This is a genomic window from Pseudonocardia sp. UM4_GMWB1 (assembly GCF_017312155.1).
GTDB classification, from domain to species: domain Bacteria; phylum Actinomycetota; class Actinomycetes; order Mycobacteriales; family Pseudonocardiaceae; genus Pseudonocardia; species Pseudonocardia alni.
On record NZ_QJPN01000001.1, the window covers coordinates 5,676,288 to 5,698,646 of the forward strand.

General features: G+C 73.1%; 23 protein-coding genes and 1 pseudogene. 12 read left to right on the forward strand and 12 right to left on the reverse strand.

All coding sequences use genetic code 11. The annotated features are described in order from the left end of the window. Nucleotides 1-14 precede the first annotated feature (14 nt). The 3 genes from DMP15_RS26740 to DMP15_RS26750 are packed head-to-tail and all read right to left on the reverse strand — an operon-like array spanning nt 15 to nt 3,094. The gene (locus DMP15_RS26740; protein ID WP_337826619.1) at nt 15-1,361 is read right to left on the reverse strand and encodes a DUF1932 domain-containing protein; all 1,347 of its coding nucleotides are present in this window, start codon (nt 1,359-1,361) and stop codon (nt 15-17) included. A gap of 54 nt (nt 1,362-1,415) precedes the next feature. Next, nucleotides 1,416-1,703 (reverse strand): hypothetical protein, encoded by a 288-nt coding sequence (locus DMP15_RS26745; protein ID WP_073577539.1) that lies wholly within the window; start codon nt 1,701-1,703, stop codon nt 1,416-1,418. A 47-nt stretch (nt 1,704-1,750) separates the two neighbouring features. Beyond that, on the reverse strand, nt 1,751-3,094 hold the full coding sequence (locus DMP15_RS26750) for a TRAP transporter large permease subunit (protein ID WP_073577538.1): 1,344 nt from the start codon (nt 3,092-3,094) through the stop codon (nt 1,751-1,753). Nucleotides 3,095-3,284: 190 nt separating this feature from the next. Here DMP15_RS26750 and DMP15_RS26755 point away from each other — a divergent pair, with 190 nt between their 5' ends. Beyond that, on the forward strand, nt 3,285-4,031 hold the full coding sequence (locus DMP15_RS26755) for an IclR family transcriptional regulator (protein WP_179761138.1): 747 nt from the start codon (nt 3,285-3,287) through the stop codon (nt 4,029-4,031). Between the two features lie 28 nt (nt 4,032-4,059). On the opposite strand, the gene DMP15_RS26760 is transcribed toward DMP15_RS26755, so the two are convergent. From DMP15_RS26760 to DMP15_RS26775, 4 genes and pseudogenes are all read right to left on the reverse strand, one after another. Continuing rightward, nucleotides 4,060-4,569 carry an Ldh family oxidoreductase gene (locus DMP15_RS26760; protein WP_337826723.1) on the reverse strand — a complete coding sequence of 170 codons (510 nt, stop codon included), beginning with the start codon at nt 4,567-4,569 and terminating at the stop codon, nt 4,060-4,062. Next, nucleotides 4,530-5,168 (reverse strand): annotated as a pseudogene (locus tag DMP15_RS30410) (Ldh family oxidoreductase); the annotation flags it as partial. The gene DMP15_RS26760 and the pseudogene DMP15_RS30410, both read right to left, overlap by 40 nt. Nucleotides 5,169-5,365: 197 nt before the next feature. Continuing rightward, complete coding sequence (locus tag DMP15_RS26770) at nt 5,366-7,060, reverse strand: AMP-binding protein (protein ID WP_100879538.1); 1,695 nt, start codon at nt 7,058-7,060, stop codon at nt 5,366-5,368. A 32-nt stretch (nt 7,061-7,092) separates the two neighbouring features. Beyond that, on the reverse strand, nt 7,093-8,442 hold the full coding sequence (locus DMP15_RS26775; protein ID WP_100880822.1) for an MFS transporter: 1,350 nt from the start codon (nt 8,440-8,442) through the stop codon (nt 7,093-7,095). Nucleotides 8,443-8,755: 313 nt separating this feature from the next. Between DMP15_RS26775 and DMP15_RS26780 the strand changes: the two genes are divergently transcribed. From DMP15_RS26780 to DMP15_RS26800, 5 genes are all read left to right on the forward strand, one after another. Next, nucleotides 8,756-9,604, forward strand: coding sequence for a helix-turn-helix transcriptional regulator (locus DMP15_RS26780; protein ID WP_083658980.1), 849 nt, complete (start codon nt 8,756-8,758; stop codon nt 9,602-9,604). A 238-nt stretch (nt 9,605-9,842) separates the two neighbouring features. Then, complete coding sequence (locus DMP15_RS26785) at nt 9,843-10,088, forward strand: hypothetical protein (RefSeq protein WP_073577534.1); 246 nt, start codon at nt 9,843-9,845, stop codon at nt 10,086-10,088. A gap of 176 nt (nt 10,089-10,264) precedes the next feature. Beyond that, complete coding sequence (locus DMP15_RS26790; protein ID WP_073577533.1) at nt 10,265-11,065, forward strand: hypothetical protein; 801 nt, start codon at nt 10,265-10,267, stop codon at nt 11,063-11,065. 105 nt (nt 11,066-11,170) lie between these two features. Next, nucleotides 11,171-11,845 carry a class F sortase gene (locus tag DMP15_RS26795; RefSeq protein ID WP_073577532.1) on the forward strand — a complete coding sequence of 225 codons (675 nt, stop codon included), beginning with the start codon at nt 11,171-11,173 and terminating at the stop codon, nt 11,843-11,845. Between the two features lie 114 nt (nt 11,846-11,959). Next, nucleotides 11,960-12,178 carry a 2-oxoglutarate and iron-dependent oxygenase domain-containing protein gene (locus DMP15_RS26800; protein WP_083658979.1) on the forward strand — a complete coding sequence of 73 codons (219 nt, stop codon included), beginning with the start codon at nt 11,960-11,962 and terminating at the stop codon, nt 12,176-12,178. A 96-nt stretch (nt 12,179-12,274) separates the two neighbouring features. On the opposite strand, the gene DMP15_RS26805 is transcribed toward DMP15_RS26800, so the two are convergent. Then, nucleotides 12,275-12,640 carry a hypothetical protein gene (locus DMP15_RS26805; RefSeq protein ID WP_073577771.1) on the reverse strand — a complete coding sequence of 122 codons (366 nt, stop codon included), beginning with the start codon at nt 12,638-12,640 and terminating at the stop codon, nt 12,275-12,277. 84 nt (nt 12,641-12,724) lie between these two features. Continuing rightward, nucleotides 12,725-13,687 carry a helix-turn-helix transcriptional regulator gene (locus tag DMP15_RS26810; protein WP_337826620.1) on the reverse strand — a complete coding sequence of 321 codons (963 nt, stop codon included), beginning with the start codon at nt 13,685-13,687 and terminating at the stop codon, nt 12,725-12,727. 91 nt (nt 13,688-13,778) lie between these two features. Between DMP15_RS26810 and DMP15_RS26815 the strand changes: the two genes are divergently transcribed. Both DMP15_RS26815 and DMP15_RS26820 read left to right on the forward strand, forming a co-directional pair. Then, nucleotides 13,779-14,360 carry a GyrI-like domain-containing protein gene (locus DMP15_RS26815; RefSeq protein WP_073577530.1) on the forward strand — a complete coding sequence of 194 codons (582 nt, stop codon included), beginning with the start codon at nt 13,779-13,781 and terminating at the stop codon, nt 14,358-14,360. 302 nt (nt 14,361-14,662) lie between these two features. Further along, a complete protein-coding gene (locus DMP15_RS26820; protein WP_179761144.1) occupies nt 14,663-14,941 on the forward strand; it encodes a hypothetical protein in 279 nt (92 codons plus the stop codon). A 640-nt stretch (nt 14,942-15,581) separates the two neighbouring features. Here DMP15_RS26820 and DMP15_RS26825 read toward each other — a convergent pair. Further along, nucleotides 15,582-16,409 carry a MerR family transcriptional regulator gene (locus tag DMP15_RS26825; RefSeq protein WP_337826621.1) on the reverse strand — a complete coding sequence of 276 codons (828 nt, stop codon included), beginning with the start codon at nt 16,407-16,409 and terminating at the stop codon, nt 15,582-15,584. 134 nt (nt 16,410-16,543) lie between these two features. Between DMP15_RS26825 and DMP15_RS26830 the strand changes: the two genes are divergently transcribed. Both DMP15_RS26830 and DMP15_RS26835 read left to right on the forward strand, forming a co-directional pair. After that, nucleotides 16,544-16,885: a nuclear transport factor 2 family protein gene (locus DMP15_RS26830; protein ID WP_337826622.1), complete on the forward strand. Its 342-nt coding sequence runs from the start codon at nt 16,544-16,546 to the stop codon at nt 16,883-16,885. Continuing rightward, entirely contained in the window at nt 16,882-17,721 is an 840-nt protein-coding gene (locus tag DMP15_RS26835) for an SDR family NAD(P)-dependent oxidoreductase (RefSeq protein ID WP_337826623.1), read from the forward strand. The genes DMP15_RS26830 and DMP15_RS26835 overlap by 4 nt, the downstream gene beginning before the upstream one ends. A gap of 149 nt (nt 17,722-17,870) precedes the next feature. Here DMP15_RS26835 and DMP15_RS26840 read toward each other — a convergent pair whose 3' ends face one another. After that, nucleotides 17,871-18,332, reverse strand: coding sequence for a DUF5994 family protein (locus DMP15_RS26840; RefSeq protein WP_337826624.1), 462 nt, complete (start codon nt 18,330-18,332; stop codon nt 17,871-17,873). Nucleotides 18,333-18,663: 331 nt separating this feature from the next. Here DMP15_RS26840 and DMP15_RS26845 point away from each other — a divergent pair, with 331 nt between their 5' ends. Both DMP15_RS26845 and DMP15_RS26850 read left to right on the forward strand, forming a co-directional pair. Beyond that, on the forward strand, nt 18,664-20,541 hold the full coding sequence (locus tag DMP15_RS26845) for a helix-turn-helix domain-containing protein (RefSeq protein ID WP_337826625.1): 1,878 nt from the start codon (nt 18,664-18,666) through the stop codon (nt 20,539-20,541). Between the two features lie 149 nt (nt 20,542-20,690). Beyond that, on the forward strand, nt 20,691-21,737 hold the full coding sequence (locus DMP15_RS26850; protein ID WP_337826626.1) for an alcohol dehydrogenase catalytic domain-containing protein: 1,047 nt from the start codon (nt 20,691-20,693) through the stop codon (nt 21,735-21,737). 60 nt (nt 21,738-21,797) lie between these two features. Here DMP15_RS26850 and DMP15_RS26855 read toward each other — a convergent pair whose 3' ends face one another. Next, on the reverse strand, nt 21,798-22,340 hold the full coding sequence (locus DMP15_RS26855) for a CGNR zinc finger domain-containing protein (protein WP_174565909.1): 543 nt from the start codon (nt 22,338-22,340) through the stop codon (nt 21,798-21,800). Between the last annotated feature and the right edge of the window lie 19 nt (nt 22,341-22,359).

A 22,359-nucleotide genomic window follows, 5' to 3' on the forward strand; every position in this document is an offset into this window, starting at 1 on the left:
GGGGCCACGCGGGGTCAGGCCGCTCCGGCGCGGATCGCGGTACGGCGTCGCTCCTCGTCCGCGGTCACCTCCTGGGCGCGGACCGCGGTCGCGGCGGCGCGGGCCGCGGGGACCACGATGACGCCGTCGTCGTCGGCGGCGACGACATCGCCGGGCTGCACCACCACCCCGCCGACGGCGACCGGCTCGTCGATCCGTCCGGGCCCGTGCTTGAACGGCCCGGCCGGCGTGGTCGCCCGCGCCCACACCGGGAAACCGATCCTCTCCAGCTCGACGACGTCGCGAGCCGCCCCGTCGATCACCATGCCGGTCACGCCGCGGGCCAGTGCCCGCTCCGCGATGAGCTCCCCGATCAGGGCCCGCGTGGTGTCGCCGTGCCCGTTGACCACGATCAGGTCACCGCGCCGGACGTTCTGCAGCGCCCGGTGGATCGCCGCGTTGTCCCCGCTGCGGACCCACACGGTGCGGGCCCGGCCGACCGCGCGGGCACCCTTGTAGAGGGCGTGGATGCCGCCGTCCATCATGCCCATGCGGTCCTGGGCGTCGCCGATCGTCGCCACCGCGAGCCCGCGGTAGGTGTCCAGGAGGGCCTCCTGGTCGACGAGCTGTTCGTCGGCGAGGGTGTGGTGCAGCTGCGCCGTCGCGCGGGTCATGCCCGGTGCCACCCCCAGCTGGTCGAGCAGGTGGACGGCCGCATCGGACTCGCCGGCGCGGCGCGCCGCGTGCTTGGCCGTGCCGATGTGGAGGCGCTCCCGGGTCGCCGTGCCGTCGGCCAGCTCCCCGTCGATCTGCCGGGCGACCCACTCCTCGGCACCCGCGGCCCGCCCGGCCCGCAGCGCCTCGGTGATGAGCGCTCCGAGCCCCTTCATCCACGTCGTGCGCAGCAGCTTGCGCGCCGATGCGTCACCGGGGGCTCCCCCGATGTCGTCGACGTCGGCACCGAAGGAGCGGAACCGTCCGGCCGCGGCCGTGGCCCCGGCCCCGCTGATCACCACGCTCGTCGCGATGCCGTGGCGCGGCACCGGCCCGATCACCGAGACGTCGGCGAAGCGGCCCGCCCCGACGGCGTCGGCGATCAGGATCTTGGCCGCCGGGTCCCCGGCGTTCATGTCGGCGTAGACGGCCGACTCGTCGAGGTGTGGTGCGACGGCCTCGGCGGCCGACTGCGCGTGGCGCCCACCGACGAGGCTGAGCACCAGGTCGGCGCCGCGGACGGCGTCGGCGGGACCGGCCTCCCGCCGCACCCCCACGGGCGTGGGGACCGACGCCGGGTCGTAGCCGGTGACGGTCCATCCGTGAGCCGCGAGACCGGAGGCGTAGACGGCGCCGGCCTCGCCGAGTCCCAGAACGGTGGCGTGCATGAGAGAGCCTTTCTCGAGATGGAGCGGGTGTTCGGGCGGCGGGATCGCCCGGTGTCAGTCCCCGGTCGACGCGTCCTCGGCGGGCTCGCGGTCCTCCAGGTAGCCACCGGCGAAGGCGATGAGCCCGAAGACGACCGCGGCGCCGATGGCCGGGACCAGCAGCACGTCCGAGGCCCCCGAGACGAGTGCGGGTCGCATCAGGACGACACCGAGGGCCTGGAGCACGACGAGGGCGGCGCCGATGAGGACGAACACCGCCATCGCCGTGAGGAACAGGATCCTGGCGACGGACCGGGCGCGGTCGCGTACGCCGACGGGACTGGTGCGTGTGGTGGTGGACATCGGCTCGTCTCCTCGGGGCCGGGCGGGATGCGGGCGGGGTGCGTCGTTCACAGCGACACCGGCAGGACGCCCCACGCGATCAGGCATCCGATCAGCAGGACGGGGAGCATGAAGTAGACGATCAGCGGGACGAAGGTCTTCTCCGGCTTCGCACCGGTGAGTCCGGCTGCGACGAAGATGGATCCGGAGGCCGGAGGCGACGAACCCTCGGTCGAGGCGAACACGAGGATGGCCGTCACGGCGAGCACGGGGTCCACGCCGACGGCGACGAGCGCGAGCAGGGACACCTGACCGACCGCTGTCAGGGTCGCGGTCGAGGACAGCGGCCCGGCCACCACGGCCACCAGCACCGCGACGAGCAGGACCATCACGTACTGGTTGATGGCCAGACCGCCGAGGATGCGGTCGACGTCGTCGGCGAGCCCGAGGCCGTTGAGGACCTCGCTCGCCGCGACGGCGAAGAACAGCAGCGAGCCGATGACCGCGAGGCGGGGCATGGCGCCGGTGGTGAAGTCGAACCAGCCCGCGCGGGTGCTCGGCAGCTGCTTGCGTCCGACGACCAGTGCGATCGCCGTGATCAGCACCGGGATCCAGATCAGGATCGAGATGTCGCCGAGGGAGTCACCGAGAGGAGTGTCCGTCCCGAGGAGATCCGACAGCGGGCCGACGGTGAGCAGGATCGGCACGAACGCGCCGACCATGATCAGCGGGGCGGCTCCCGCCGCACGGACGCTGGCGCGCAGCGGGGTGATCGCCTCGTCGTCGACCCGGGTGATGCCGTCGCGGCGGACGAACCAGAAGATCAGCAGGAACCGCCACACGATCTGGTAGATCCCGGCCATGAGCAGGGCGAGATAGATCTGACCGGTGGTCACCATGGAGCCGGCGAAGCCGATCATGATGACCATGGAGGCGCTCGGCGGGAGCGCCGCGCCCATGCCGCCGTTCCCGGCGAGCATCGTGGCACTGCGTGTCGGGCTCCAGCCGCTGCGGACCATCCACGGCCCCGTGAAGGAGCCCGTGGCGGCGGTGTTGCCGGAGTTGGACCCCGACAACGCCCCCATGACCGCCGACCCCGCGGTGTCCACGAGTGCGGGGCCGCCGCGCAGTCGCCCGAACACCGAGTTGAGGATCGCCAGCAGCCGCTGGATGAGCCCGAGGCGGTCGATCACGTACGCCATCAGCACGAACGCCATCGCGGCGAAGAGGACCTCGTGCTCCAGTGCGCCGACCATGCCGTCGAGCAGGGCCCGGGGCGCTCCGGTACCGGCGAACAGCGCCGTGACCAGCAGGCCGATCAGCATGGCCTCGCCCATGTTCCGGCGCAGGACCACGTTCCAGGTCACGATGACGGCGATGAACGCACAGAGCGCTAGGAGCGCGATCGGCATGTGGACCAGTCCCGACGTCGATGTTGGACTCTGGTGAGAAGATGTCTCACAGAATGGAAGTCTTGCTCGCGGAATGAGTGTGGGTCGTGGTTCCGGGCCTGTCAAGGGCGTCGTCGCGCCCGCCTGGCGAGGCGATCTACCACTGTGTGAGAAGGTGGGCGTGCGTGGTCGGCGACGGAAGTGGGGCGGCATGGACAAGAGCTCGACGATGCGGTCCCTGGAACGGGCCATCGACGTCCTCGAGGTGCTCGACGAGGCGCGTCAACCGCTGCGGCTCACCGAGATCGCGCGGCGCGCAGGACTGCCGGTGCCCACCGCGCAGCGCATCCTGGCGGTGCTCGAGTCGCGGGACCGGGTCGAGCGCAGCGGCGCCGGCTACCGTCCCGGCGTCGCCCTCACCTTCGGTGCGCACGCCTACCTGACGACCAACCCGCTACTGCTCGTCGCGAGTCCGGTCCTCATCGACCTGGCGGTCGAGACGGGGCTGACCGCGTCGCTGTTCCGGGAGTACCACGACACCCGCGTCGTCCTGACCCGGGCGCACGCGCAGCGCAGGCTCCGGTACGAACTGCCGGTCGGGGCCCGGCTGCCGTTGCACCTCGGCGCCGGCAAGGCGCTGCTGGCCCAGCGGAGTGCGGAGGACGCCCGCGCGCTGCTGGAGAGCCTCGGCGAGACCGCCGAGTACCCGGCACCCGACGTCGAGGCGGTGCTGGCCGACCTCGCCCGCACCCGCGAACTCGGCTACTCGGTGGCCTACAACGAGCGGGCCCCCGGGGTCGCCAGCGTCGCCGCGGCGATCCCGCTGCACGGCGACGTCCGGGCCGCCGTCCAGGTGGCGGGCTACACCGAGGACGTCCCCGAGGCCCGCACGGCCGCGCTCGGCCTCGAGGTGCAGCGCGCCGCGTTGGCCATCGGCCGTGCGGTCCCCGCCGGCTGAGACTCCGCCCGGGCGGCGGTGCCGCCGGTCACGAGGTGGTGGTGCCCCCGTCCGCCGAGCGGGAGGCGTCGAGCAGGAAGGGGACCCGGGCCCGCTCGCAGACGGCCTCGAGCTTCCGGAGCAGGCTGCCGGGCAGGGGAACGCCGTGTTCGGCCCGTTCCTCGCGGTGCCGACGTTCGGGATCGCCGGCGACCACGACGGGCGCCTCGGCATCCACGGGCGGCGTCTCGCGCAGGGTGTCGAGCAGCTCGTCGACGTCGTCGAGGTATCCCCCGTCGGGGCGTAGGACGGACGGGTCGAGAGCGAGGAGGAAGTGCCCGATGTCCTCCGGGGCCCCGGGCGGCCGACGCGCGGCGAGATCGGCGCCCGACAGCGCGGCGCTGAGGATCTGGACCATGACCGCCAGGCCGTACCCCTTGTGGCCGCCGGTCGCACCGTCGCCCCCAACGGGGTGAGCCCGCCGTACAGGTGCTCGTGGAGGTAGGCCATCGCGGCCGCCGGATCGGTGACCGGGTCCCCCGCCTCGTCCGTCACCCAGCCCTGCGGCACCGGCCGGCCGAGCAGGTCGAAGACCTTGACCTTGTTCGCGGCGACCGTGCTGGTCGACATGTCCAGTACGAACGGCGGATTGCGCCGCGCGGGCGCGGCGAACGCGATCGGGTTGGTGGTCAGGCGCGGGAGCGCACCACCGGTCGGTACGACGCTCACCACCTTCGCCGACGTCGTGACCAGGCCGATCAGCCCGGCCTCGGCCGCCATCGCGGCGTAGTAGCCGGCCGCGCCGAAGTGGTGGGAGTTGCGCACCGACACCACCCCGACACCGGCCGCGCGGGCCATCCCGATCGCCAGCTCCATCGCGGCGACGGCGGCCGGATGACCGAGTCCCCCCTGCGCGTCGACCAACGCCATCGCGGCGGTCCGGCGGACGACCTCCGGCTGCGCGTCGAGCCGCAGCCGTCCCGAGCGCCACAGCTCCTCGTAGGACATCAGCATCGATATCCCGTGCGAATCGATCCCGGACAGGTCGGTGTGGGTCATCACCGCGGCCGTGGTCACGACCTGCTCCGGTGCCATCCCCCACGCCGTCAGCACGCCGGCGATCTGGGCCCTGATGGTGTCCGCAGGGAAACGGAGCATGTCCACGGGAGTCCTCACCTCGGTCGAGCGCGCCGGTCGTCGCGACACGAACCCGACTTTCTCCCGCTGGACGGTAGCAGCTTCCACGAAGTGAGAGAGACGGTCGGCCCGTCCCCGGCTCACTGCCGGGACGGACCGACCGTCCGGTCCGAGGCGGCTCGGCGGACACCGCCCCAAAGCGTTCCCGGGGAGGGCGGTCAGCCCTTCAGCTCCGGGAAGTCCTCGTAGCGCCACTCCCCGCCCGCGGCCGCCCCGGCCTCGTCGCGCTCGCGGGCCCGCAGCTCCACCCGCCGGATCTTGCCCGAGATCGTCTTCGGCAGCTCGGAGAACTCGATGCGCCGCACCCGGAGGTAGGGCGCCAGGTGGTCCCGGGTGTGGGCGAAGATCGCGGCCGCGGTCTCCCGGGTCGGCTCGTGGCCGGGGGCCAGCGCGACGTAGGCCTTCGGCACGGCGAGCCGGACCGGGTCGGGCTGGGGCACCACGGCCGCCTCCAGCACCGCCGGGTGCTCGACGAGCACGCTCTCCAGCTCGAACGGCGAGATCTTGTAGTCGCTGGCCTTGAACACGTCGTCGGTGCGGCCGACGTAGAACAGGTAGCCGTCCTCGTCGCGGGTTGCGGTGTCACCGGTGTGGTAGAAGCCGCCCGCCATGGCGTCGGCGGTCTTCTCCGGCATGTCCAGGTACCCGGCCATCAGGCTGGTGGGCCGCCGGGACAGGTCGATGCAGATCTCGCCCTCGGTCCCGGAGACCTCGCCGGTGAGCTCGTCGACCAGCACCACCGGGACGCCGGGCAGCGGACGCCCCATCGACCCGGGCTTCACCGCGGAGCCGGGCGTGTTGCCCACCGACGCCGTCGTCTCGGTCTGGCCGAACCCGTCGCGCAGGGTCAGACCCCACTGCGCCCGGACCTGCTCGATGATCTCCGGGTTGAGCGGCTCGCCCGCCGCGATGACCTCGCGCAGCGAGCCGGGTCCGCCGGACAGGTCGGCCTTGATCAGCATCCGCCAGACCGTCGGCGGAGCGCAGAACGTGGTGACGCCCTTGTCCCGGATCTGGCCGAGCAGCGACGCCGCGTCGAAGCGGGTGTAGTTGTAGAGGAAGATCGTCGCCCCGGCGATCCACGGCGCGAAGAAGCAGCTCCACGCGTGCTTGGCCCAGCCCGGCGAGCTGATGTTGAGGTGCACGTCGCCCGGGGTGATGCCCAGCCAGTACATGGTGGACAGGTGCCCGACCGGGTACGACGTCTGGGTGTGCTCGACCAGCTTCGGCCGGCTGGTGGTGCCGGAGGTGAAGTACAGCAGGAGCCGGTCGTCGGCGGTGGTGCCCGGGTGCTCGACCGGGGCGTCGTCGACGTCGCGGGAGTCGGCGAGGTCCAGCCAGCCCTCGGCGGACCCGCCGACCGAGACCGCGGTGAGCCCGTCGAGCAGGCCGTCGAACTTGCCCGTGCAGGACGCGTCGGCGATCACGAACCGCGCTCCCCCGCGCTCCAGCCGGTCCGGCAGGTCGACGGCGCCGAGCGCGGTGGTCGTCGGCATGATCACCGCGCCGAGCTTCATCACCGCGAGCATCGACTCCCACAGCTCGACGCGGTTGCCGAGCATGACCAGCACGCTGTCCCCGCGCCCGACGCCGTGCGAGGCGAGCCAGCGGGCCACCTGGTTGGAGCGGCGGCGCAGCTCGTCGAAGGTCCAGGCACCCTCGGCACCGTCCTCCTCGACGATGCGCAGCGCGGTCCGCGACTCGCCGTCGGCGATCACGTCGAACCAGTCGTGCGCCCACTGGAACGCGCCGTCGAACTGCGGCCAGGTGAAGTCGGCGACGGCCTTCTCGTGCTCGCCGTGCAGCGCGACGAGCCGGTCACGGGCGTCGCGGTAGATGTCGTGGTTGGCCATGGGGCGGACGACCTCCGGGTCGGTGGTGCGGGTCAGACCGTCGTCGGGGCGGTCGCGGGGCGCTCGTGCTCGAGCGCGACGTTGCGGGTCTCGTGCAGCAGCGACACGCAGACCAGGGAGATCACGCCGATCAGCGAGAGCATCACGCCGATCGCGATCGAGCCGTACGCCGCGGCCAGACCGGGCGCGACCAGCGGCGGGATCGCCCCGCCGAGGACGCCGGCGAGGTTGTAGCCGAGCCCGGCGCCGGTGTAGCGGTGCCGGGCCGAGAACAGCTCGGGCAGGTAGGAGCCCGCCGGGCCGTAGGCGACCGCGAAGATCACCAAGGTCCCGCAGAGGCCGATCGCGAACGCGGTGGCACTGCCGGTGTCGAGCAGCGGGAACAGCGCCAGCGCCCAGACGATCCCGGCGACGCAGGACGTCCGGATGACCGCGCGACGCCCGAACCGGTCCGACAGCATCCCGGCGACGACGATCGCGAGCCCGAACACGACGGCCGCGGCGATGCCGATGCCCAGCACCACCGGGCGGTCCAGGGCCGCACCCTGCGGGTTCGTGCCGTAGGCGGTCAGGTAGGCCGTGCCCATGTAGAAGAACGCGAACAGCATCGACAGCGCACCGGCCGACAGCAGGACCTCACGCGGCTGCGCCCGGACGGCCTCCAGGAAGGGCAGCCGCTTCGAGCGGTCGAGCGCGGCCGCCTCCGCAGCCGCGCGCCGCCTGGCCTCGGCGAACGCGGGGGTCTCCTCGATCGAGAGCCGCACCCACAGCCCGACGCCGACGAGCAGGATCGACAGCAGGAACGGGATCCGCCAGCCGTAGGTCAGGAACGCGTCGTCGGTGTCACCCATGACCAGACCGGTGACCAGGAAGGTGCCCGAGGACAGAGCGAACGCGATGGCCGGGCCGAGCTGGGGGAACACCCCGTACAGGCCGCGCTTCTCCTTCGGCGCGTACTCCGCGGTCAGCAGGGTCGCACCCGCCCACTCGCCGCCGACGGCGAAGCCCTGGCAGAACCGCAGGAAGACCAGGATCAGCGGGGCCGCGACGCCGATCGTCTCCGCTCCCGGGAGCAGTCCGATCAGGACGGTCGCGATGCCCATCAGCAGCAGCGTCGAGATCAGGGTCTTCTTCCGGCCGATCCGGTCGCCGTAGTGGCCGAACACGATCGCGCCGACCGGGCGGGCGAAGAACGCCACCGCGAACGTCGCGAAGGAGGCGACGGTGCCCGCGGTGGAGCCCAGGGCCGGGAAGAAGACCTTCGGGAACACCAGCGCCGCGGCCGTCCCGTAGATGAAGAAGTCGTAGAACTCGATGGTGGTGCCCGCGCAGCTGGCCGCGGCCACCCTTCTCAGGGGGACCGGTGCGGGGGTGGTGGTCATGCATGGCTCCTCGTCGAGCGCGGCCTGGTGGAAGCACCGAGACTCGCCGCAGCGGACCACCACCCGCTACCAACCGAAGTCAGTGTTCGGATCCACGGATCGGGCCCCACGGCCCGGTCGACGTGCCTGCCGCCGGTGAGGCAGGCACAGCTGATCTGCCCCGGCACTCGGGCAGGTGACAGGCTGGAACCGACCGGGCCGATTGACGTGCCGGGGCGTGTCTGGCACAACAACCCCGCCGGGCATGACTCGTTGCACGTGACGAGGTCGTCCGGAGCCGGCGACGACGCCGCCAGGACGGGGAGGAGCACTCGTGCAGGACGACGACGCAGTCGCGCGGGCCCTGGACCGGGTCATGCCCCGGCGTCTGCACGAACTCAGCGCGACGACCGGCCTGCCCGTCGTCTTCGGAGGGACCACCCGGACGGTGGGCGACGAACAGCAGCTCTCGATCAACCAGCTGATCGGCACCTTCGGCGACTCGCTGCGGCTGCTCAGCGTCCTGACCGGACGCGGACTCGGCGGTGCCGCGATGGCCCGCCGGATCCCGTGCCGGGTGAGCGACTACGCCTCGACCCCCGGGATCACCCACGACTACGACCACGTCGTCGTGGAGCACGAGCGGCTCGCGTCGATCCTGGCGTACCCGATCGTCGTCCGCGGCGCGGTCCGCGGGGTGATGTACGGGGCGATGCGCGAGCACCGGCCGATCGGCGACGTCGCGGTCCGCAACGCCGGCATCGTGGCCGCCACCATCGCCCGGGACGCCACGACCCTGCTCGACCAGCACGCTCCCCCGGCCGTTGCGTTCCCGGCCGCGGCGGACGCCGGGAGCCGGACCGACGCACTGCTCGAGCTCGCTGCGCTGATCGAGAGCACCGGTGACCCGGAGCTGCGCGAGCGGCTGCGCCGGATCCACGCCGGCCTCGCCGGGGTGCGCCCGACCGCGGGCCGGACGGTCGGGGAGACGCCCGCCCTCTCCCCGCGGGAGATCGAGGCGCTGCGGCACGTCGCGGTGGGCGCGACCAACGCCGAGATCGCCGCGCAGCTCGGGATCACCGTGGGAACGGTCAAGGCCTACCTGCACAGCGCGATGCGCAAGCTCGACACCCAGAACCGGGCGCGGGCGGTCATCGCGGCCCGCGCGGCGGGCCTGATCTGACCCGCGGCACGCGGCCGGTTCCGTGACCGTTCGTGGCCGGTGGTTCCGCCGCGCTGCCACCGCAGCGGGTCCTCCCCCGGCGCGGCGTGGCCCCACCGGACGGACGCCGGGGATCCCGACAACGTGCCGCCACCGGTCCCCCGGGGGACTGCCGTCGCCGTGGCCCGCTGGGTCCGCCGCCGGACCGGGGTGAACCCCTCGCGCCCCGCGCACGAATCCAGGGGTGGAGGTGAGGCGGATGCTCCTGACCCGCGACGAGTCACGGGCCCTGGAACTGCTCGACGCGCGCGAGGTGGACGTCGACCTGCTGCGCCCGGCGGTGGCCCGGCACCTGCTCGCCCTCGGCCTGATCGACGCCGACGGGAGCGTCACCGCGGCCGGTGCGGCCGCCGTCGAGGAGGTCTACGCGACGCGGTTCGCCGACGGCGTCGCCGAGATGAAGGCCCGCATCCGGCACCACGGGCTCGGCCGCCCCGGGGGCTGAGCTCCGCCGCACACGCTCCGCTGCCCGGGGTCCGGAACACGTCACCCGCGGTGATATCCGGGCCCCGGGGCATTCTTTCCCGCATTTCTCCGAACCTCCGCGCTCCGGCCGTCGAATACAGGAGCAGAGGTCGCCGGGAATCGCCCGTCGGTCGGTGTGATCCGAGGAGAACCACCATGGCGAATTCCGTACGACGTGTGATCGGTCTGGCCACGATCGGCCTGGTCACCGCCGCGACGACCGCGCTGGGCGCCGGGGTCGCCTCCGCGCAGGAGACCCCTCCCCCGGTCGCGATGATCTCCAACCTGACCGGCAAGAGCACCTCGGTCGCGCTGGACAAGGGCTTCACCGACGCGCTGACCTCGCTCGACGTCACCCCCGGCCCGTTCGGGTCCGCCTCGATCACGGACGGCTCCGCGTCGTTCCCGATCACCGGTGGCAACGTGACCGTCTACAAGCCGGACGAGGTCCTGCCCTACGTGCAGGGCAGGATCGAGCACATGGGCAGCGGGCTCACCCTCACCAAGGGTGGCACCGAGGTCACGCTCGACAACTTCGTGATCGACCCGGGCGACCCCGCCGTGCTGACCGGCCGGGTCCGCGCGGGCGGCCAGACCGTCGCCGAGTCGACCACCCTGTTCGATCTCAACGGCTCGACCCTGAAGCCCATCACGATCGACCAGTCGGCGGGCACCGCGACGCTGACCGGCACGACCGTCACCCTGAACGCCGGGGCCGCCGAGGCCCTGAACGGCGCCTTCGAGACCGACGCCCTCAAGGGCGGCACCACCATCGGCATCGCGACGATCGTCGTCAACACGACGAGCGGGACCATGCCGATGCCGCAGGGTGGCGTCGAGACCGGTGGTGGCAGCACCTCCGGCACCGACACGGCGCTGGTCGTGACCGGTGTCGCGCTGCTCGCCGGCTCCGCGCTGGTGCTCGTCGTCCGCCGGCGCGGCGTCCGCGGGCACTGATCCACTCCGGGTGTGCCGTCCGCACAGGCGGGCGGCACACCCGGCTCCGGTCGTGGTGGACCACCACGACCGCTTCCCCGATCGGCACCAGGACCGGAGCACCCGATGACCGCACCACACCCGACCCGCGTCCGGCGGCCGCTCGCTCCGCTGGGCGCGCTGCTGCTGGCCGTCGCGGGTGTGGTCGTACTGGTGTCGGCGCTGACCGCGGGCGGTCCCCCGGAGCCGGTGGCCGCGGCCGCCGGCCCGGTGGGACCGGCCGTGGTGGGCACCGCGCCCGCGGGGGCCCGGCCGGTGGGGGAGGTGCTCCCGCCCTCCCCGCCCCGGTCGATCTCGATCCCGTCGATCGGGGTCGAGTCGGTCGTCGACCAGTCCGGTCTCGCGCCGGACGGCACCCTCGAGGTTCCGGCCCCGGGCCCCGGCTACGACCGGGCGTCCTGGTACCGCGGGTCGTCGGCACCGGGCTTCCGCGGCCCGTCGGTCATCCTCGGCCACGTCGACTCGGCCGCCGAGGGACCGTCGGTGTTCTACGACCTCGGCCGGATGCGTCCGGGCGAGGACGTCACCGTGACACGGGCCGACGGAATCGCTGCGACGTTCCGCGTCGACGAGGTCCGATCATTTCCCAAGAACGAATTCCCGACCGAGTCCGTCTACGGCGACGTCGACCGGGCGGAACTGCGCCTGATCACCTGTGGCGGATCTTTCGACTCGAGCGCACGAAGTTATCGGGACAACACCGTGGTGTTCGCCCATCTCGTCGGCAGCAACCGCGGCTGATCACGACGGTCGGTCCGCGGCCGGCGCCGTGACGCCCTCTCCGACGGCCGGGTCGTCTCCTACGCCCGGCGCACCACATCCGAGGTGCCCGTCCGCCACCCCGTCGGAGGCGCCGTGCCGCCCCCCGCCACCGACCGGCTCCCGGTCGTCGACCTGTCCCGCTTCCGCGCCGGTCCGGATGAGCGGGCGGCCTTCCTCGCGGAACTGCGTCGCGCCGCGCGCGAAGTCGGGTTCTTCTCCGTCACCGGTCACGGCGTCCCCGACGACGTCCTGACCGGTACGGACGCGCTCGCCCGCCGCTTCTTCTCGCGCGCTACGGGGAGAACGCGCTGACCGGCTGGCTGCGCTCGCACCCCCGGGTCGCGCAGCGGCACTGGTCCGACGTGCCGGCGCGACGCGTCTGACCCGGCGCCGCCGTGGGACGCACCGTCACCCGGCCCCCTCGGCGACCGCGCGCCGCAGTCCGCCCCCGATGCGCTCCATCGTGGCGCCGTAGGCCTCGGGGAGGTCGACGTCGAGCCGGTCGGCGAGCACGAACAGCCACCACAGGCACTCGGCGAGCTTGTGCCGCAGCTCGGCGTCGGTGTCCCCGTCGATGTCCCAGGTGCGCTCGGCCGCGAGCACCAGCCGTCCGACGTAGGCGGCGTCGTGGGTGAACCCGAGCGCCAGCTCCGGGAGGGTCCAGGTGCGCCCCAGCAGCCGGCCCTCGAGCTGCTCGTAGAGCGCGCGCACCTCGCGGGCGCGGCTGCGTGCGTCGGCCAGCCCGTCGTCGGCCGGCCCGGTGTCGTCGGTCATGGTCACGCCCCTCGTCTCGTGTGACCACGACGCTAGGTCCGGTTCCGGACCGCTCCTGTCCGGAACCGGCGACGGTGGCCCGCGTCACGGGTTGTGCTGCAGCGCCAGCAGCTCCTCCAGCCGGGCCACGACGTGCTCGCGGACCTCGTCGGGTCCGAGTACCCGGAACGGAACCCCGAGCCGGAGCAGGAACTCCGCGATCCACCGTGCGTCGAGGCCGCCGACCGTGCTCAGGGTCCGGTCCGGGCCGTCGGCGCGGTGCCGCGCGATGGTCGCCGGGAGCAGTGCTCGGGTCTCGTCGAGGGAGCGGTGGATCTCGACCTCGGCGTAGGTCGTGTAGGGCGTGGTGGTGATCGCCTCCTCGACCAGCGCCGTCGCGTCGACCTCCCTGCGGCGCGGGTCCGCCGGGCCGGTGACGGCGACGGCCGCGACGCGGTCGACCCGGAACACCCGCCAGTCCCGGCGGTCGAGATCCCAGGCGACGAGGTACCACCGGTGGGCGGTGCGGACGACCTGCTCCGGCTCCACCGCGCGGGTGCTCTCCGCCCCGTGGCGGTCGCGGTAGCGGAACCGGACCCGGTCGCGGGTCCGGGAGGCGCCGGCGAGCGCGGTCAGGGTCTCCGGGTCCACCTCGCCATGGGCGTCCGGCCGCACCCCGGCCTCGGCGATCGCGAGGTCGAACCGGCCCAGTGCCTCGGCGGCCCGGGACGGCAGGGACCGGCGCAGCTTGAGCAGGGCCGTCGGCGCCGCGCGTCCCTCGCTGTCGGGGTGGCTCCACGCGAGCCGCCGCAGCGCGATCGCGGTGGCCAGCGCCTCGTCGTCGTCGAGGCTCAGCGGGGGCGTCCGTGGACCGGCGACGAGCCGGTACCCGCCGAACGGTCCGGTCGACGTCTCGACGCCGTACCCGAGCTCACGCAGCTTGACGACGTCGCGGCGGACGGTCCGCTCGTGCACGCCCAGCCGGTCCGCCAGCTCGGCACCCGACCACTCCGGGCGCGTCGACAGGACCGTGAGGAGCTGGAGGAGCCGGTGCGAGGCGCTGAGCACCGTCGCAGGATAGGTCCGGGTTCCGGACGGGAACGGTCCACAACCGCTTCTACCGTCAGCGGTACCGCGACTCCCCACCGGAAGGACCCCGATGACCACCGACGCCGTGCCCACGACCCCGCACCTGGCCGCCGCCGACGAGCCGGAGCTGGTCGTGGCGCCCGCCACGACCTTCGTCTCGCTGCGCGGCAGCGGGCGCCCCGGCACCGAGGCGTTCTACCGGGCGAAGCGGACCGTGCGCACGGTGGAGCGCGCGCTGCCTCCCGCCCGGCGGGTGCCCGGCGCCGGTGACGTCGTGGAGATCCTCTACCGGTACCCCGAGGGCTCGGCCCCGGTCGGGATCGCGGACTTCTACTGGGTCAACCCGGTCGACGACCTGGAGTACCGGGTGCTCGCACAGGTCGACCCGGCGACGACCGACGAGGAGCTCGCCGCCGCGGCGGACGGGGCGGACGTCGAGCTGCACACGCTGCCCGGACGCCTGGTCGTACAGGTCCTGCACCGCGGCCCGTTCGCCGACGAGCGGCGGACCCTCGCCGACCTGGGCTCGCTCGCCGCGGGCCACGGATTGCGCCGGGTCGGCGACCACCACGAGATCCACCTCGACCCGTTCACCGCGAGCACGCCGCAGGACCACCTGCGGACGATCCTGCGCGACCCCGTGGGCCGGTGAGGGTCCGATGTCCCGCAGGGCCACGTTCTCGGTGTCGTGCCCGGTCGTGCCCGGTCGCGCCGCGGGCGTGGCGGAGCAGCCCGGTACACGGCGGGGGCGCTGCCCGCGGCCATCACCCCGGGCCTCGACGGATCATGCGGCCCGCGGGACACGGCGGTAGCGTTCGCACCACGGTCTCCCGACCGTACGAGAAGCGCATCCGCCGCCCCTGACCCCGGCGACGTTCCGACGGTGATGGGGCAGGCGTGGGTCACGAAGGCGACAGGCGGACTCCGGCGGAGCTGCGACGGGATCCCGACGGTGTGGTCCCCGGCGCGCGGGAGCTCGCAGGGCTGCTGCGCGGGATCCGCGGCGGGGATCTGGACGCGCTGCGCCGGTTGTACGACGCCACCGGGGCGCTGGTCTTCGGGATGCTGTTCACCGCGTTGCAGGACCAGGACCGGGCCGCGGAGGCGACGGAGCGCTGCTTCCTGTGGGTGTGGCGCACGGCGCCGTCGGTCGACTCCGGCCACCCCTGCGCGCTCACGTTCCTGTGGCGCGCGGTGCGACGGGAGCTGGCGGACCCGCCGCCGGAGCCCTGATCGTGATCGCGGCCGGGGGCCTGCTCCAGCGGTCCCGCGCCGTCGTGTTCCCACTGAGCGTGACGGTGCTCGGCCAGGACGCGGAAAGCCTGCACGGGTGAGGCGGTGGGATCCTCGGTCAGGACCTGGATGCCGAGGTGATCAGCGCCGGCGGTGAGATGGTCGTCGACCCGAGCGTTGATCATCTCCGGGGAACCGTGAGCGACCAGGGCGTCGATGAGTGCGTCTCTGCCCGACCCGTCGATATCGGCGTCGGTGAACCCGCGCCGCAGCAGGTTGTCGGTGTAGTTGCGCAGGCCGAGGTAGGGGTTCTGCACCGCAGGCCGGCCCGTCCTCCGCCCCCGATCGGCGTCCTGGCTCAGTACGACCTTGTGTTCGGGAGCCAGGAAGGCGTTGGCGCCCGGCATTTACCGGGCAGGGCGGGTGTGTGCGGGGACGATGATCGCGCTCTCGGTAGCGGCGACCATCTGCTCGATCAGGACCAGGTCACCGTCCGGGGCCGCCCCGATTCCCACCCAGATCGTCCGATATCCCAGGCCTCGAGTCGAGGCGCGTAGTCGATACGAGGGGCATCACCCGGTGCAGGGTTGAGCCATGCCCCACGGGTGCCGAATCGGTCGTGCACGTCAGTGGCCTCCTGTCATGCCGACGAGGCGGCGGTACCGAAAATCGGCCAACAGATCTCGGTGGCGGTGAACCGGGCCGGATCTGTGGGAGTGCCGCCGAAGTAGTGTTCGCGAATGGGCCCCTGACTGCTGATCAGATGCTCGTTGACATAGATCCCCAGGGCCGCGTAACTGCGGTCGATGCCATCGTGGCCGCCCGGATGGAGGAGCACCGCGAACTCGGTCCTGGGGAGGACCTCGGCCCGGACACCAGCCGGCGGATCGACCGATGGTGGTGCGGGGACGAACAGGGTTGCGCGGCCCTGCTGTTCGAGGAACAGCGCTCTCTCGTAGAGGCCGCCCGGCACCACAGCGTCGGGCGCGCCTGCGGCCGTGGCGACAGCCCGGTGCAGTGTCCGCAATGCGGCTGCGAACCAGTCGTCGATCTCGGAGACGTCGATGGTGGCGCTGACGGACCACACGGCGAGCGCCGGCTCGTGGCGCAACGTGACGTCGGCGGGAGGGCTCGCCGGGGTGAGCAGTTCACGCAACGCCCCCACGGTCTCACGGGTCTGCGCGAGCGCAGCCTCCATCTGCTCGAGATGGGTGGTGATGATCTCGGTGCGGGCCCCGGCGTCGTCGGTGCTCAGGAGCGCCTTGATGTCGGGGATGGACATGCCCAGGGAGCGGAACCGGCGGATGATGTGCGCATGGTCGACCTGGCCGGTGTCGTAGAAGCGGTAGCCGGTGCCGGGGTCGATATGGGCCGGTTCGAGAATGCCGATGTCGTGATAATGGCGTAGTGCCTTACGGCTCAGACCGGTCATCAGCGCGAAGTCACCGATCGAGACCTGGGCCCCCATGGCGTCCTCCTCCACGTCGCGTCGCCTGTCGGACGAGGCGATCCTGAAGCCTCCCCCCAGGGCAAGGTCAACATCGCGGGTTGCTCGCGACCACGGGTTGACCTTCCCCTCACGGGAAGCTCCATCGTGGGGCCATGTCCACAGCAGAATGGGAAGCACTCCCGGAAACCGTGAAGACGTTCATGACCGCACTCGACTCCCGGGAGTTCGATCGGGCGCTCGCCACCTTCACCTCCGATGCCGTGGTGACCGATGACGGGCGCGGCCACGCGGGCACCGAGGAGATCGAGGCCTGGCTGGCGACCGCGGTCACCGGGTACACCTACACCGCCGAGTTCACCGGTGCGTACACAACCGACCGAGGCGTCGACGTAGGGAAGCATCTGGAGGGCGACTTCCCGGGCGGGGTCGTCGACCTGAACTACCGTTTCACCCTCGATGGTGCAGTGATCAGTCGGCTGGTGATCGAGCCGTGACACGGCGATGGTTCATCACCGGTGGCACGCCCGGCAACTTCGGGATGGCCTTCGCCGAGGCGGCGCTCGACACCGGTGACCGCGTGGTGGTGACCTCCCGCCGCCCGCAGGAGTTGGCGACGTGGGCGGACCAGTACGGTGACCGCGTTCTCGTCGTACCACTGGAACTCACCGACGCGACACAGGTGCAGCGCGCGGTACGAGCAGCCGAGGAGCACTTCGGCGGTATCGACGTGCTGGTCAACAACGCCGGCCGCGGCTGGTACGGATCCATCGAGGCGATGGACGAGTCCGCGATGCGGTCGATGTTCGAGCTGAACTTCTTCGCCGTGCTCTCCGTGACCCGCGCGGTGCTGCCGGGGATGCGCGCCCGCGGCGACGGGTGGATCGTCAACGTGTCCTCGGTGGCCGGGCTCGTCTCGGCGCCCGGATTCGGCTACTACAGCGCGACGAAGTTCGCCGTCGAAGCCGTCACCGACGCGCTGCGCGACGAGGTCGCCGCACAGGGCATCTCGGTGTTGACCGTCGAACCGGGAGCGTTCCGCACCAACGCCTACGCCGGATTCGCCGACGACGCCGTCGAGGAGGCGATCCCGGTGTACCACGAGATGCTGGAGCAGGTCCGGGCCGTCTTCGTCGGGATGGACGGTCTGCAGCCCGGCGACCCCCACCGCGGTGCACGTGCGGTGATCACGGCGATGTCCCAAGATCCGCCGCCCCGCCGGCTGGTCCTGGGCAACAGCGGATACGACGCCGTGACCGATGCGCTGGAGAAGGACCTGGCCGACCTGCGGGTGAACGAAGACCTGTCCCGCAGCGCGGATTTCCCCGCCTAGCCGTGCTCCCCGAGAGGCTGCCCGGGACCGGTGGGTGTGGCTGCCTGACGACGACGGCTTCCCCCGCTCCGGTGGTGACGGGGAGGGGGGAGCCGCCTTCCGACCGGCAGAGGATCTCGAGAGCCGGCCCTCCGGATCTCACGACACGCTCAGGCGGTCGCGCGGGTCCCGACTCCGGCCAGCAGCGTCGCGACGTCGTCGTCGTTCCCGGCGGCCGACGCCCGGTCGAGGCAGCGCCGCGCGTCGGCGTCCGAGGTCTCCGGCGGCACGACGAGCAGGCACAGCCGGCCGTGCGCCCCGAACACGTCGACGACGTCGGGCGGGGTGCTGGCGAAGCCGCCGAGGCGGATCAGGTGCCCGTCGGTCGTCGTCCGGCGCGGCACCGACGACCAGGTCCACAGGCTGTACCCGACCCGGGTCACCGGGCCGAGCCGGTCGCCGACCCCCGCGCCGAGCTCACGCAGCTCGTCGACCAGGACGCGCGAGCGCGGCCACCACGCCCCGTCGACCTCCCCGACCGGCCTCGGGTCCTCCTTCAGCGCGACACGCGCCGCGGACGGGCGCGGCGGGGCGGCGGGGCGGGTGGGTGACGGGGTACGGGAATCGCTCACGGTGTGGCTCCGTTCGGCCGCCGCGGGCCGGCGGGCGGCGCCCTGCAGGGCGGCCGTCCGGCGGGACACGGGCGTGGTCACGGCGGAGCAGGACGCGTCGCCGTGTGGACCCGGGAACCCCGGCGGATCCTCCGGTTCGTGCGTGCCCCGGACTGCGGGGCGTCCGGCTGTCCAGCAGCACAGGGCCGTGGCCTCGACGGTACGCCGATCGGGCCGGCCGCGCGGGTCCGTCGCCACGCCCCCGGGCCGAGGTCGTCACCGTGCTCCCCGCGGGGCGGGCGGGTGTCAACGATCCTCGCGGGGCGGGGCGCCGGCTGGCTACGCTCGGCCCGTGGATACCGGCGCCGGGGTCGAGGCGGCCGCGCGGCGGGTGCGGCACGCCCGGCACGTCGGTGACGTGGGCGCCCACGTCCGCCCGGTCGTCGCGGAGTCCTGGCAGCGGTCGGTCGACCTGGGCGTCGACCTCGCCCGGTCCGCGACCTACGTCGGCCACGAACCCGGGCCCGCCGCGGTCGCCGAGGCCGAGGAGGTGTTCGACCGCTTCCTCGACGGCGCCGCCCGCCTGGACTGCGCGGTGCTGCTCGTCGACGGTGACGGGATCGTCCGCGTCCGCCGCGACGCCTGCCCGGACCTCGCCGCGCTGCTCGACGCCGTCCTCGTCGCACCGGGCTTCCGGATCGCCGAGCAGGACGTGGCGACGACGGCGTCCGCGCTCGTGCGGGTCACCGGTCGCGCCGCCCGGGTCGACGGTCCCGAGCACCTGCACCCCGACCTCGCCTGCCTCACCGAGGCCGCCGCGCCGGTACCGTCCGACACCGACGCGGCACCGCAGACGGTGGTGGTCGTGGCGCACCTGTCGGCGCCGGGCGGCGCGTCGGCGTTGCGCGCTGCCGTCGCCGCCGAGCTGGCCCGCCAGGTCGGCGAGCGCGTCCGGGACCGCGAGCACCGGTCCGGGCGGATGCTGCACGCCCGCTTCGACGACGTCTGCGCACGCTCCGGCGCGGAGTGGGTCGTCGCGACCGACGGCCGGGCGACCCTGTGCAGCCCCGGGTTCCGGGCCCTGCCCCGCGAGGACCGGGACCACCTGCTCGACCGGGCGCTCGCCGACGCCGCTCTCGCGGACCCGCCACCCGCCGGGTCCACGGCCGAGCTCCCGTCGGGCCGCCGCGACGACGTCGTCACCTCCGTGGTCCGCGACGGCGCCGCCGTCGTGGGCCACGTCAGCTCCGGACGACGCAGCCTTCCCGTACCGGCCGGGTCCCGCACGACGGACGCGATGCGCCGCCAGGGGTCGCACGTCGCACCGACCGCCCGCCGCGACTTCGCGGCCGACTTCCGGGACGCGCACGCCGACGGCGCCGCCGCCGAGGTGCGGCGCCGCGCGAACCGCGAGCTGCTCAGCCCCTACCTGCGCGCCCGCCGCGACGTCGCGGCCGCGGTCGCCGCCCGGACCAGGCACCTGCTCCTCGTCGGCGAGCCGGGGGTCGGGAAGCAGACCCTGGCCGTCGAGCAGTTCCGCCGCAGCCACCCGTCCGGGACGGTGCAGGTGCTCGACTGCGCGCGGATCGCGGAGTCCGGCGGCCCCCTCCTGCCGACGGTCCGCGGCACCGACGGGGACCGGCCGCGGCTGCTCGTCCTGCGCCGGCTCCCGCTGCTCGGGTCGGTCGCCGCGCGGCGCCTCGACGAGTCGCTGCGGGTGCTGGTGGCCACACCCGCGGCACCGACGGTCGTCGGGTGCATCGACACCCCTTCGGTCGACGCCACCCGGCCCTACGGGCTGCTGCTGCGCCACTTCCACGACACGGTCCGGGTGCCCGCGCTCCGGTACCGGGCCGACGAGCTCGGCGACCTCGCGCGGTCGGTGCTGCACTCGCTGTCCGGCGGCCGGTCGCTGAGCCTGAGCATGCAGGTGCTGCGGGTCCTGGAGGGCTACGCCTGGCCGGGGAACCTGCGCGAGCTGGAGGACGTGCTGCGCTACGTCATCGCCCGCAAGCCGGTCGGCGTGGTGCAGGCACCGGACCTGCCGTCGTCGTGCTTCACCGGTGGCGCACCGCGGATGTCGATGCTCGAGGCGGCGCAGTGCGACGTGATCATCCAGGCCCTCTACGAGGCGCGCGGCAACCGCTACCAGGCCGCCGAGCTGCTGGGGATCGCCCGGTCCTCGCTCTACCGCAAGATCGACGCGTTCGGGATCAGCTACATCGGCTGAGGTGTCCCGGGACCGGGACACACCGTCGTCGCCGGTGGTCGCGCCGCCCGCGGAGTCGTCCCAGAACGGGACAGTCACATGCGCACTCCCACATTAGCGTCGGGCCCGCCGACGCTCTCGGCACCCCCTGCGACCAACGGAGTGAGCAGATGAAGGCACTCGTCTACCACGGACCGGACGCCAAGGCCTGGGAGGAGGTCCCGGACCCGACGATCCAGGACCCCACCGACGTGGTCGTCAAGGTCGACACCACCACGATCTGCGGAACCGACCTGCACATCCTGCAGGGCGACGTCCCGGCCGTCACCGACGGCCGCATCCTCGGCCACGAGGCCGTCGGCACGATCACCGCCGTCGGCGACGCCGTGTCCGGCTTCGCCGTCGGCGACCGCGTCCTCGTCCCGGCGATCACCAAGTGCGGCCGCTGCGACTACTGCCAGCGCGGTATGCCGTCGCACTGCCAGACCGTCGGCGGGATCGGCTGGATCTTCGGCCACCTCATCGACGGCACCCAGGCCGAGTACGTCCGGGTCCCCTACGCCGACACCTCGCTCTACGCCGTGCCGGAGTCGGTCACCGACGAGCAGGCGATCTTCCTCGCCGACTCGCTGCCGACCGGCTACGAGGTCGGTGTGCTCGCCGGGAACGTACGGCCGGGCGACACCGTCGCCGTCGTCGGCGCGGGTGCGGTCGGCCTCTCCGCGATCCTCACGACCGGCCTGTGGGGCGCGTCGAAGGTCATCGCGATCGACTCCAACAAGTTCCGGCTGGAGAAGGCCGTCGAGTTCGGCGCGACCGACAGCGTCGAGGTCGGGCCGGGCACCGTCGCCGACGTGACCGCGCTGACCGACGGGCTCGGCGTGGACGTCGCGATCGAGGCCGTCGGCTACCCGGAGACGCTGCTGACGGCGGCGTCGCTGGTGCGCCCGGGCGGCACGATCGCCAACGTGGGCGTCCACGGCACCCCGGTGGAGCTGCCGATGCAGGACATGTGGATCTCCAACGTCACGCTGACGATGGGCCTGGTCGACACCGTGTCCATCCCGACGCTGCTCAAGATGGTCGCGGGCGGACGGATCCCGGCGGAGAAGATGGGCACCCACTCGTTCACCTTCGACCAGATGGACGAGGCCTACGACGTGTTCAAGAACGCCGCGGCGAACCAGGCGCTCAAGGTGGTCATCACGCCGGCGTGACGTCCGCTCCCGGGGCCCCGCCCGCGCCGGGGCCCCCGTGCGGGCCGTCAGGAGAACGACTCAGCCGGTGATCGTCCTCCTGCGAGCGCGGTAGGCGGCCGCCTTCACCCGGTTCCCGCACTCGTCCATGCCGCACCAGGTGCGCCGCGCGCCACGGGAGCGGTCGAGATAGAGCCGGGTGCAGCCGGGGCGGCCGCACTCCTTCAGCGGGGTGTCCACGTCGGCGAGGACGGCGACGGCGTCGCGCGCCAGCTCCGCGAGGACGGCGTCGGCGTCGCCGGTACGGCGGGTGCCGTGGTCGTCGAGCTGCACGGTCATGCCGGGACCGCGGGCCGTGCCGTTGACGACGGCCAACGCAGCGGGGTCGAACGCCCGCCCGGCCAGCCGGTCGGTCGCGAGCCGGTGGACCGCCTCCCGCAGGTCCCGCGCGCGCCCGAGGACCTCCGGGGTCACGGTCACGCCGTCCGGGAGGTCGGCGCAGGCGTCGATCCAGCGAGCGAGGTCGGCGGGCCCGGTGAGCAGCTCGGTCGGGTCGGTGCGCCGCCAGGTGACGGTGCCGACCAGGTCGAGCGCGGCACTGCCGCTCACGAACACGAAACCCACGTCACCATCTTGACCGGTG

Excerpts from the sequence above, each read along its gene's own strand:
- DMP15_RS26740 (WP_337826619.1), bottom strand. The coding sequence starts at position 1,361 with ATGCACGCCACCGTTCTGGGACTCGGCGAGGCCGGCGCCGTCTACGCC.
- DMP15_RS26745 (WP_073577539.1), bottom strand. The coding sequence starts at position 1,703 with ATGTCCACCACCACACGCACCAGTCCCGTCGGCGTACGCGACCGCGCC.
- DMP15_RS26750 (WP_073577538.1), bottom strand. The coding sequence starts at position 3,094 with ATGCCGATCGCGCTCCTAGCGCTCTGTGCGTTCATCGCCGTCATCGTG.
- DMP15_RS26755 (WP_179761138.1), top strand. The coding sequence starts at position 3,285 with ATGGACAAGAGCTCGACGATGCGGTCCCTGGAACGGGCCATCGACGTC.
- DMP15_RS26770 (WP_100879538.1), bottom strand. The coding sequence starts at position 7,060 with ATGGCCAACCACGACATCTACCGCGACGCCCGTGACCGGCTCGTCGCG.
- DMP15_RS26775 (WP_100880822.1), bottom strand. The coding sequence starts at position 8,442 with ATGACCACCACCCCCGCACCGGTCCCCCTGAGAAGGGTGGCCGCGGCC.
- DMP15_RS26785 (WP_073577534.1), top strand. The coding sequence starts at position 9,843 with ATGCTCCTGACCCGCGACGAGTCACGGGCCCTGGAACTGCTCGACGCG.
- DMP15_RS26790 (WP_073577533.1), top strand. The coding sequence starts at position 10,265 with ATGGCGAATTCCGTACGACGTGTGATCGGTCTGGCCACGATCGGCCTG.
- DMP15_RS26795 (WP_073577532.1), top strand. The coding sequence starts at position 11,171 with ATGACCGCACCACACCCGACCCGCGTCCGGCGGCCGCTCGCTCCGCTG.
- DMP15_RS26805 (WP_073577771.1), bottom strand. The coding sequence starts at position 12,640 with ATGACCGACGACACCGGGCCGGCCGACGACGGGCTGGCCGACGCACGC.
- DMP15_RS26815 (WP_073577530.1), top strand. The coding sequence starts at position 13,779 with ATGACCACCGACGCCGTGCCCACGACCCCGCACCTGGCCGCCGCCGAC.
- DMP15_RS26825 (WP_337826621.1), bottom strand. The coding sequence starts at position 16,409 with ATGGGGGCCCAGGTCTCGATCGGTGACTTCGCGCTGATGACCGGTCTG.
- DMP15_RS26830 (WP_337826622.1), top strand. The coding sequence starts at position 16,544 with ATGTCCACAGCAGAATGGGAAGCACTCCCGGAAACCGTGAAGACGTTC.
- DMP15_RS26850 (WP_337826626.1), top strand. The coding sequence starts at position 20,691 with ATGAAGGCACTCGTCTACCACGGACCGGACGCCAAGGCCTGGGAGGAG.